Genomic DNA, 8,814 nt, shown 5'->3' with positions numbered 1-8,814 from the left:
AGGAACGCGAGGGCGGCGGCCGGGGTCACGCCGCGGCGGATCAGCGACCCCGCGATCGGGACCGAGCCGCACTCACATCCGGGCAGCACGACACCGGCGGCCGCGGCGGTGGGCACGGCCAGCGCGGGATGCCTGGGCAGGGCGCGCGCCCAGAAGGACCGTGGGGACGAAGACGGCGATGACCGCGGAGAGCACCACACCGAAGACGAGGAACGGCACGGCCTGCACCATGACCGACACGAACACGGTGGTCCACGTCTGCAGGCGCGGGCTCGAGATCGCCCCGGAGATCGGCTCGCGGAACAGCACCAGCAGCACGAGCAGCCCGGCCAGGATCTCGACGGAGCCGATCCGCCGGCCCCGCTCCGGCGTACCGTCGCGGACCGGTTTCTCGTCCGTGGTCGGGGCCGCCATGGCCGACACGGTAGCCATTCCCACCCCGTCGCGCGACGGACTCACCGGGCGTTCTACCTGCCATGGCAGCACGGGTAATTTGCCTATAAGCTTTAGGCTGATGCATAGTAGGTTTAGGAAACGGGGGGGTGGCGAGCATGACCCGAGCGGGTGTGACGCCGGAGCGGCTGGTGCGGGCCGGCGTCGAGCTGGCCGACGAGGTCGGCTTCGACGGCGTCACCGTCTCCGCGCTCGCCCGGCGGTTCGACGTCAAGGTGCCGAGCCTCTACTCGCACGTGCGGAACTCCCAGGACCTCAAGACCCGGATCACCTTGTACGCCCTGGAAGAGCTGGCCGACCGCAGCGCCGCGGCGCTGGCCGGCCGGGCCGGGCGGGACGCGCTGATCGCTCTCGGCACCGTCTACCGCGACTACGCGCACGCGCATCCGGGCCGATACGCCGCGGCGCGCATGCGCCTCGACCCGCGGACCGCCGCCACCAGCGCCGGCCCGCGGCACTCGCAGCTGATGCGGGCGATCCTGCTCGGCTACCGCCTGGACAGCACCGACCAGGTGCACGCCGTCCGGCTGATCGGCAGCACCTTCCACGGCTACATCAGCCTCGAACTCGCGGGCGGCTTCGACCACAGCGACCCCGGCCCGCAGGAATCCTGGGAACGGATCATGGACGCCCTCGACGCCTTGCTGCGCAACTGGCCCACCCGCCAACCTCCCGAGGGGCCGTCATGACCACCTGGATCACCACACCGCTCACCACCGCCCTCCTGCGCGGCGCCGCCGAGTGGGAACGCACCGAGCACGGGCTGCGCCCGCACCGGCTGCCGGGCTGGGCCCGCGCGCAGAGCCCCGACCCGCAACTGCACATGGTCGAGGCCCAACCGTCCGGTGTACGGGTCCGCTTCCGCACCGCCGGGACCGCGATCGCGCTCGACGCCGTGGCCACCCGCCGGGTCTACAGTGGCCTGCCGGCCCAGCCGCCCGGCCGCTACGACCTCCTCGTCGACGGCCGCCTGGCCGGCCAGGGCAGCGTGCCCGGCGGCAACGTCGTGACCATCGACCTGCGCACCGGGACCGCCGCACACCAGGCCGGGCCGGCCGGCACGGTGTCGTTCACCGGCCTGCCGGGCGGCGACAAGAACGTCGAGATCTGGTTGCCGCACAACGAGATCACCGACCTCGTGGCGCTGCGCACCGACGCCCCGGTCACGCCGGTCACGGGAGGTGACCGCCCGGTATGGCTGCACCACGGCAGCTCGATCAGCCACGGCTCGAACGCCGCGAGCCCGTCCACCACCTGGCCGGCGCTGGCGGCGGCGCAGGGCGGTGTGGAGCTGCTCAACCTGGGCCTCGGGGGCAGTGCGCTGCTCGACCCGTTCACCGCCCGCACGATGCGGGACACGCCCGCCGACCTGATCAGCGTCAAGATCGGCATCAACCTGGTGAACGCCGACCTGATGAGGCTGCGGGCGTTCACCCCGGCTGTGCACGGTTTCCTCGACACGATCCGGGACGGGCACCCGGCCACGCCGCTGCTCGTGGTCTCGCCGATCTACTGCCCGATCCACGAGGACACCCCGGGGCCGGGCGCCTTCGATCTGGAGGCCATGCGCGACGGGCAGGTCAGGTTCGTCGCGACCGGCGACCCGGCCGACCGCGCCGCCGGGAAGCTGACGCTGCGCGTGATCCGCGACGAGCTGGCCCGGATCGTGGCCGAGCGCGCCGTGTCCGATCCGTGGTTGCACTACCTGGACGGGCGCGAGCTCTACGGGGAGGCGGACTTCGCGGACCTGCCGCTGCCTGATCGGCTGCATCCGGACGCTGCCGCGCACCGCCGCATGGGCGAGCGGTTCGGAAAGCTGGCTTTCGCGGGGGAGGGCCCTTTCGCCGGCTAGTCGAGCGCGCGGTAGGCCGACTCGAAGAACGCCACCTCGAGGCGCATCGCGCGGCGGTAGACGTCGGAGGTGCGGGCGTCACCGCCCGGCCGGGCGTACGTGTCGAGCAGGTTCTCGAGGTTCGCCGCCAGCTCCTCGAAGCCCGGGTCCGCGTACGTGCGGATCCACTCCCCGTACCGGTCGGCGTGGTCCACTGTGCGCAGCGACTGGCCGAGGTGCGCGTAGAGGCGCATGCACGGCGTCATCGCCGCGCACAGGTGGCCCAGGTCGCCGAGCGCCGCCGTCGCCAGCAGGAAGTCCGTGTACGCGAGCGTGGCCGGCGAGGGATCGACAGTGGACAGATCGATGTGCAGCTGCTTCGCGTACGCCTCGTGCAGGCGCAGCTCGCCGCGCAGGCCGGCCAGCAGGTCGGCGAACGCGTCGAAGCCCCGCCGGTCCGGGCTGTGCGCGACGCCGAGCGCGTAGCCGCGCCCGAACGACTCCAGGTAGAAGGCGTCCTGCGCCACGTACCCGGCGAACACCGGCTCGGGCAGCGTTCCGTCGGCGAGCCCGCGGACGAACGGGTGCGCCAGGGCTTCCGCCGCCAGGTCGGCGTTGTCCTGCCAGAGCGTACGCGCGACGCTCATGCCGCACCGCCGCCCGCCCAGAACGCGGCCTCGGCGGTCGCGACCGCGGTGAGGACCTCGTCGGCGTCCGCCGGCTCGCGCTGCGCGGCTTCGGCCAGCCCCGCCACGTAGTCCGCGAAACCCGGTGCGGTCCAGTGCTCCACGTACTCCCGGAAGGCGGGTGCGCCCGGTGCCGCGAACGTCCACGCGTCGAGATAGGCCCGCTCGACGGCCCAGAGCCCGACCAGCGCCCGCGGCACCGGCGCGGTGTCCAGCTTCTCGAGCAGTGCCCGGTAGGCGAGCGTCGCCGGAGCCGGCGCCGCGGTCAGGTTTAGCCCGTGCGCCGCCGCCCGCTCCTCGAACCAGGCGAGCTCGTCGACCAGCGCGACCAGGCCGCCGGCCAGCACCGCCTGGGCGTGCCGGGGTGCGCGGGCCAGCAGCCGGGCCTGGAAGCCCAGCAGGTCCGCGACGAAGTGGTGGTCCTGCACGAGCCAGTCGGCGAAGTCGGCCGGCGGCAACGTGCCGTCGCGTACCCCCGTCAGGAACGGGTGTCGGGTCGCGGCGTCCCACGCTGTCGCGTGCCGCGCGAGAAGGTCGTCCAGGCGCACGCAGGCGACCCTACCTCGCTACCCTGCCCGCATGATCGACTGGCGTACGGACCGGATCGGATCGGCGTCGCGGGGCGAGAATCCCACGGTGCTGGCCCGGCTGACCGCGGGTTTCGCGGTGATCGGCGACACCCAGTTCCTGCCCGGTTATTGCGTGCTGCTGACCGACGACCCGCTCGTCGACAAGCTGCTGGACCTGCCACGCGCCCGCCGACTCGCGTTCCTCGCCGACATGGACCTCGTGGGGGAGGCGGTGGCGACGGTGTGTGGCCGGCTTTTCCCCGGCTTCCGGCGGGTCAACTACTCCGTCCTCGGCAACCACGACGCGTACCTGCACGCGCACGTCCACGCCCGGTACGACTGGGAGGAGCCGTCGTTCCGGTCGGGTCCGGCCTTCGGCTACCCGGCCGAGGTGCGCGACGCGCCCGACGCCGCGCTCGGGTCGCGGCACGACGACCTGCGGGCGGAGCTCACGTCCGAGATCCGCCGGCTCGCGTCTCGGTGATCGGGCGGGGTTGCGGATTTGTCCGGTTTGGAGGGTATGTGGGCGCTATGGACGGCATACTGGTGGGGAACGAAGTGGACAGGGTAGGTCGAATCTCGTACGAGGAGGTTGGCCCAGGATGCAACCCATCGTTCCGCCGTCGAACGGCCAGGCCGTTCGGGCGCTGGGCGAACTCAACGACGCCGTCCGGCAACTGCCCGCCGACGCTGAGCATTCCGCGCCGGCAAGGCTTCGCCGTGAAGCGATCGCGTTGGCCGAACTGATCCACCGCGACGGCGACCGGAACAGCATCGCCCACACGGCCGAAGCGGACCGCTTGCTCCGCCGCATCCGCGGCTACCTCGTCGCGGGTGCCGACTCATCGACCTGATGGCGCGGCCGTGGTCGGCCGGCGCATCGGAAAGGACTCACCATGGGGCTCGACGACAAGATCGACAACAAGGCCGAGGAACTGGCTGGCAAGGTCAAGAAGGGGGTCGGCAAGGCCACCGGCGACGAGGAGCTCGAGACCGAAGGGCGCGTCGACAAAGCCAAAGCCAACGTCAAGCAGGCCGGCGAGAAGATCAAGGACGCGTTCAAGAGCTGAACGCCGGATGTACGGCAGGCGGGGGCACCTCGGGTGCCCCCGTCCTGTCGCGTGTGGACAGCCGACGACACCGGCCGACAGCACCGCCGCGACCCGCTGGTCGACCGCCCGCGGATCTCCGTCCGCGGCCCCAGCCGGCGTCTGGGCCTCGCCTCGCTCCGGCCCCCACCTCGAGACAGGGCCTAGCGGTCGGGCCAGGCGGCGGCGACGAGCGCCGGCAGCGTGTCGGCCGCGGTGCCCCGCAGGTTGACCGCGCAGACCTCGTCGAGCGGGGTCGGCTCCGGGTTGACCTGGATCACGGTCGCGCCGGCGTTGGCCGCGATCATCGGGAGTGCCGCGGCCGGGTAGACGACGCCGGACGTGCCGACGCTCAGCAGCACGTCGCACTCGGTGGCGGCGTCGACCGCGGCGCGGAACGCCTGCTCCGGCAGCGCCTCACCGAACCAGACCACACCGGGCCGGACGAGCGCGCCGCACTCGACACACCGCGGCGGCGGCAGCCGGCGCCCCTCGTCCGAGGCCGGGGCCGCGTCCACGGTCGCCGGGTGGCCCGCCGCCACGCAGCGCGGAGCGAACAGGCTGCCGTGCAGGTGGATCGGGGCCTTCGAACCGGCCCGCTCGTGCAGGTCGTCGACGTTCTGGGTGACGACGACACTGCCCGGGACGCGCGCCTCGATCGCGGCCACGGCAACGTGCCCGGCGTTGGGCTCGGCCCGCAGCGTCCGCGCGCGCCGCCACTCGTACCAGCCCCAGACCAGGTCCGGATCGTCGTCGAACGCCTCCGGCGTGGCCAGCTTCGCGGCGTCGAACCGCGCCCACAAGCCGGTCAGGTCGTCCCGGAAGGTGGGCACGCCGCTCTCGGCCGAGATGCCCGCGCCGCTGAAGACGACCACCTTCCGCGCGCCGCGCAGCGCGGCCGCCGCCGGATCCACCATCAGGACAGGCTAGCCACCCGGTACGTCGCGATGATGACCCCCGTCGTCGTCGGCACCGAGTCGACGAGCTTCATTGTGGCCGCCGCGTCGTCGAACAGCTTGATGCCCGTGCCGAGCGTCAACGGGTGGATCGACAGCGTGTAGGTGTCGACCAGGCCGGCGCGGGCGAGCGACCGCACCAACTCGCCGCTGCCGAGCACGGCCAGGTCGGTCGTCTCCTTGAGCGAGGCGACGGCCGCGCACACGTCGCCGGTCAGCAGCGACGAGTTCTGCCAGGGCAAGGGCTCGGCCAGCGTACGCGAGGCGACGTACTTGAGCCGCCGGTTGAGCACCTCGGTGTAGGGGTTGCCGTCGGTCTGCCCGGCCCAGAAACCGTGGAACTGCTCGTAGGTGCGGCGGCCGAACAGCATGGCGCCCTCCGCCCGCATGCCCTTGCCCATGGTCTCGGCCATGACATGGTCCAGGTAGGGACGGGCCCAGCCCCCGAACGCGAACCCGCCACGCGGATCCTCGTCGACCCCGCCGGGCGCCTGCATGACCCCGTCAAGGGTCACGTTCTCGATGACGGCGACGCTGCCCATGGGCGTCCTCCTCAGGTGGACGGCCGGTCGGTCGCCGGCCTCTCACCACCTACACGAACGCGGTGGGCGCGGATCGACAACGCGACCAGACCGGTGGCCAGCAGCGTCACCACCAGCATCACGACCAAACCGCTCCACCGCCCGGGTGCGCTCAGGCCGTGGCGGAAACCGGACACCGTGAACGCGACCGACGCCAGCCAGGCCAGCGTGACGAGACCGAGCCACGCGACGGCCCTGATCCGGCTCATCGACGCAGTTTACTCGCCGGAAAGAGGGATCGACGCCGTCCCGGACGTCCGCGACGATTTCCGCGTGACCGGCGTCCAGGCGAGCCCCGCGCGCCTCGCGGTCGCGGCTGTCGCCGGCCTGCTGGGCGCGGCGGTGGCCTACGGCAGCGGACCGGTTCTCCGCGTCGACACCGGTGTCTGGTCGATCGTCTGGGGACTCGCGGCCGGCGCACTGGCAGGCTTCTTCCAGGTGCACGCCCTGACCGCCCTCGCGGTCGGCGGAATGGTCGGCTTCTCCCTGTCGCTGGCGGACCCGACGGGTGACCCGGCGGCGTGGGTGGCCGCTGCCGGCGCGCTCGCGGCCGCCGCGGACGTCCGGTTCGAGGTGATCCAGCGCCGGTGGCGGGCGCTGCTCGGCGCGGCCGTCGCCGCGGCGACCGCGGTCGCGGGCCACCGGCTCGCGCTGTGGCTGGACGCGCGCGACCCGTCCGAGGTCGTGTTCGGCGCCTTCGCCGTCGGTCTGCTACTGGCGCTGTTCCACCTGCGGGCTGTGCCCGGACTGGTGGTCGGCGGGGCGTTCGGCTATCTGCTCTCCTATGAGGACCCGGTGGGCGAACGCCTCGCGTTGACCGCGTTCCTCGCGGCGGCGGTCGCGGGACTCGACCTCTGGCGCGGTCTCTCGGCGCACGCCGCGAGGTCACTGGGTCACCTGCGGCGCCCGCCCCTGACGCTCGTCCGGCGTGCGGCGGGTGAGGTCCGCGACGCGCTGCGGCACGCGGCCCGGGCCGACAACCTGGGCGTCGGCCTGTCCGTCGAGGACGCCCGGGCCATCCGCAAGGAAGGACAGTTCCTGCTGACGTTCGTGGCCGGAGCGCTCTACGGCATCTCGTGGCTGGCGGCCGAGAGCTTCTACGGTGCGTACGGCGTCTCGCCCGACGAGGTCGGCCTCAGCACCGTCGACCTGCTGGTCACCGCCGGCGCGGTCGCACTGTTGATCGTCCTCACGCTGCTGGGGTTGGACACGATCTGGCGCAGGGCACGCCACCCCGTGCTGCGGGTGCCGCTCTTCCTGGCCATCGCCCTGCTGCCGGGCTGGCTCTTGGGCACCGTCTCCCTGACGGTCTGCCTCGCCGTCGTGGCCGTCGTCGTCGCGTTCGCCACCGCGCGCACCGGGCCCGTCGACGGCGATCCGCGCTCTCCACCGTGGCTCGTCGTCGTGTCTTCCGTCGTGCTGCTGGCCCTCAGCGTGACCGCGCTGGCCGGATCCGAGGAGATGCGGCGGCGGGTCGACGGGGGATCGCCGGTGACACCGCACCTGATCAGCCTGCAGATCGCGGTGCTGTGGGCGCCCACCGCGCAGGTGTGGCCGGTCGGCGACGCCACGTTCCCGCCCGAGCTTCCGGCCGGCACCTGCGTGCACCGGCTGGGCAACGCGGAAGGGGTGACCGTGTTCCTCCACCGTGGACATGTGGTACGGGTCCCGGCCGAGGCTGTCGTGAGCACGGACTGCGGGCCGCGGTGACCGAGCAGGTCGAGGCCGACGGCGGGCCTGGTTCCCGGATGTCCGCCTGGCAGATCCTGGCGTGGACGGCGGTGCTGTCCGGCCCGATCGGGTACGCGGCCAGCCGCATGATCGCCGAGAGCTTCTACGGCCGGTTCGGCGTGCTGCCCGGAGAGGTGGGGCTGAGCTACGCGGCGCTGCTCGCCCCGGCGATCCTCGTCATGTTCGTCACCACCGTGGTCGGGGCCGTGCTGATCGTGCTGGGGCGGCTCGCGCTCGGCATCGGGGGCGTCGCGGTCTTCTGGGCCGTCGTGACGTTCGTCCAGACGGATTCCCTGCACTCGTGGCGCGGCCTCGCGTACGTGGTGGCCGCCCTCCTGGCGTTCGGCCTGCTCGCCGCGCTCGGCGTGGCCGAGGAGTCGGCCGGCCGCCGGATGTGGCTGGTGATCATGGTGGTGCTCGCGCTCACCGTCGCGACGCTGGCGCTGCGCACCGTCGGGCGGGCGGCCGACGACGTCCGGGACCGGCGCCCGGTGACGCTCACCTATCTGGGCCTGCCGTTCACCGCGATCCGGGCGCGGGCGGTCCGGCTCACCGGTGTCCAGTCGCCGGCCGCTGTCCCGCGGGACCGCTGCCTCATGCTGCTGGGGTCGGCCCGCGGCGTCTCGGTGCTGGTCGACGGGGACCGCGTGTGGCGCGTGCCGTCGGACTCCGCGATGACGGCGAGCGGCTGCCCCTGAGCCGGGACACAGCCGTAACGCTGGTGGCAGCCGCGCCGGCGCCCGGTGCCGGCCGCCGGTGCCCGGCGCCCGGTGCCGGTCGCCGGTGCCCAGCGCCCGGTGCCCGCGCCTGGTTTCCGGTGCCCGCGCTCGGCCCCCGGCGCGTCACGCGGGGCGCGCGGCGCGTGCTAGCCCCCGCCGCGGCCGTCGTCGGGTCGCCGCCCGCCGCTGGGGTGGCGCGC

12 protein-coding genes and 1 pseudogene are annotated in these 8,814 nt (G+C 73.2%); 7 read left to right on the top strand and 6 right to left on the bottom strand.

Going from position 1 to position 8,814, the window contains the following annotated elements; all coding sequences use genetic code 11:
- Nucleotides 1-414 (bottom strand): annotated as a pseudogene (locus Asi02nite_RS40250) (permease); the annotation flags it as partial.
- A 137-nt stretch (nt 415-551) separates the two neighbouring features.
- On the opposite strand from Asi02nite_RS40250, the gene Asi02nite_RS40245 reads away from it, so the two are divergent.
- Together Asi02nite_RS40245 and Asi02nite_RS40240 are read left to right on the top strand one after the other, a co-directional pair.
- Nucleotides 552-1,142 (top strand): TetR/AcrR family transcriptional regulator, encoded by a 591-nt coding sequence (locus Asi02nite_RS40245; RefSeq protein WP_203719314.1) that lies wholly within the window; start codon nt 552-554, stop codon nt 1,140-1,142.
- Nucleotides 1,139-2,305, top strand: a complete 1,167-nt coding sequence (locus Asi02nite_RS40240) for a GDSL-type esterase/lipase family protein (RefSeq protein WP_203719313.1) — start codon at nt 1,139-1,141, stop codon at nt 2,303-2,305. The genes Asi02nite_RS40245 and Asi02nite_RS40240 overlap by 4 nt, the downstream gene beginning before the upstream one ends.
- Here Asi02nite_RS40240 and Asi02nite_RS40235 read toward each other — a convergent pair.
- Entirely contained in the window at nt 2,302-2,931 is a 630-nt protein-coding gene (locus Asi02nite_RS40235; RefSeq protein WP_203719312.1) for a TenA family protein, read from the bottom strand. The two genes, Asi02nite_RS40240 and Asi02nite_RS40235, sit on opposite strands and share 4 nt — an antisense overlap.
- Nucleotides 2,928-3,518 (bottom strand): TenA family protein, encoded by a 591-nt coding sequence (locus tag Asi02nite_RS40230; protein WP_203719311.1) that lies wholly within the window; start codon nt 3,516-3,518, stop codon nt 2,928-2,930. The genes Asi02nite_RS40235 and Asi02nite_RS40230 overlap by 4 nt, the downstream gene beginning before the upstream one ends.
- A gap of 31 nt (nt 3,519-3,549) precedes the next feature.
- On the opposite strand from Asi02nite_RS40230, the gene Asi02nite_RS40225 reads away from it, so the two are divergent.
- The 3 genes from Asi02nite_RS40225 to Asi02nite_RS40215 all read left to right on the top strand — a co-directional run bounded on the left by Asi02nite_RS40225 (nt 3,550) and on the right by Asi02nite_RS40215 (nt 4,609).
- Nucleotides 3,550-4,023, top strand: coding sequence for an HIT family protein (locus Asi02nite_RS40225; RefSeq protein WP_203719310.1), 474 nt, complete (start codon nt 3,550-3,552; stop codon nt 4,021-4,023).
- A gap of 118 nt (nt 4,024-4,141) precedes the next feature.
- Nucleotides 4,142-4,393 (top strand): hypothetical protein, encoded by a 252-nt coding sequence (locus Asi02nite_RS40220; protein WP_203719309.1) that lies wholly within the window; start codon nt 4,142-4,144, stop codon nt 4,391-4,393.
- A gap of 42 nt (nt 4,394-4,435) precedes the next feature.
- Nucleotides 4,436-4,609: a CsbD family protein gene (locus Asi02nite_RS40215; RefSeq protein WP_203719308.1), complete on the top strand. Its 174-nt coding sequence runs from the start codon at nt 4,436-4,438 to the stop codon at nt 4,607-4,609.
- 182 nt (nt 4,610-4,791) lie between these two features.
- Here the strand turns inward: Asi02nite_RS40215 and Asi02nite_RS40210 are convergent, their stop codons facing one another.
- The 3 genes from Asi02nite_RS40210 to Asi02nite_RS40200 are packed head-to-tail and all read right to left on the bottom strand — an operon-like array spanning nt 4,792 to nt 6,373.
- Nucleotides 4,792-5,544, bottom strand: a complete 753-nt coding sequence (locus Asi02nite_RS40210) for an SIR2 family NAD-dependent protein deacylase (RefSeq protein WP_203719307.1) — start codon at nt 5,542-5,544, stop codon at nt 4,792-4,794.
- Entirely contained in the window at nt 5,544-6,125 is a 582-nt protein-coding gene (locus Asi02nite_RS40205; RefSeq protein ID WP_203719306.1) for a dihydrofolate reductase family protein, read from the bottom strand. The genes Asi02nite_RS40210 and Asi02nite_RS40205 overlap by 1 nt, the downstream gene beginning before the upstream one ends.
- An 11-nt stretch (nt 6,126-6,136) precedes the next feature.
- Nucleotides 6,137-6,373, bottom strand: coding sequence for a hypothetical protein (locus Asi02nite_RS40200; RefSeq protein ID WP_203719305.1), 237 nt, complete (start codon nt 6,371-6,373; stop codon nt 6,137-6,139).
- Nucleotides 6,374-6,437: 64 nt separating this feature from the next.
- On the opposite strand from Asi02nite_RS40200, the gene Asi02nite_RS40195 reads away from it, so the two are divergent.
- Both Asi02nite_RS40195 and Asi02nite_RS40190 read left to right on the top strand, forming a co-directional pair.
- Nucleotides 6,438-7,874 carry a hypothetical protein gene (locus tag Asi02nite_RS40195; RefSeq protein ID WP_203719304.1) on the top strand — a complete coding sequence of 479 codons (1,437 nt, stop codon included), beginning with the start codon at nt 6,438-6,440 and terminating at the stop codon, nt 7,872-7,874.
- A complete protein-coding gene (locus tag Asi02nite_RS40190) occupies nt 7,871-8,593 on the top strand; it encodes a hypothetical protein (RefSeq protein WP_203719303.1) in 723 nt (240 codons plus the stop codon). The genes Asi02nite_RS40195 and Asi02nite_RS40190 overlap by 4 nt, the downstream gene beginning before the upstream one ends.
- The last annotated feature ends 221 nt before the right edge of the window (nt 8,594-8,814 follow it).

Source organism: Asanoa siamensis (genome assembly GCF_016862555.1).
Classification (GTDB): domain Bacteria; phylum Actinomycetota; class Actinomycetes; order Mycobacteriales; family Micromonosporaceae; genus Asanoa; species Asanoa siamensis.
Note: the sequence above shows the minus strand (reverse complement) of the source record. Positions and strands in the feature narration are given on the sequence as shown.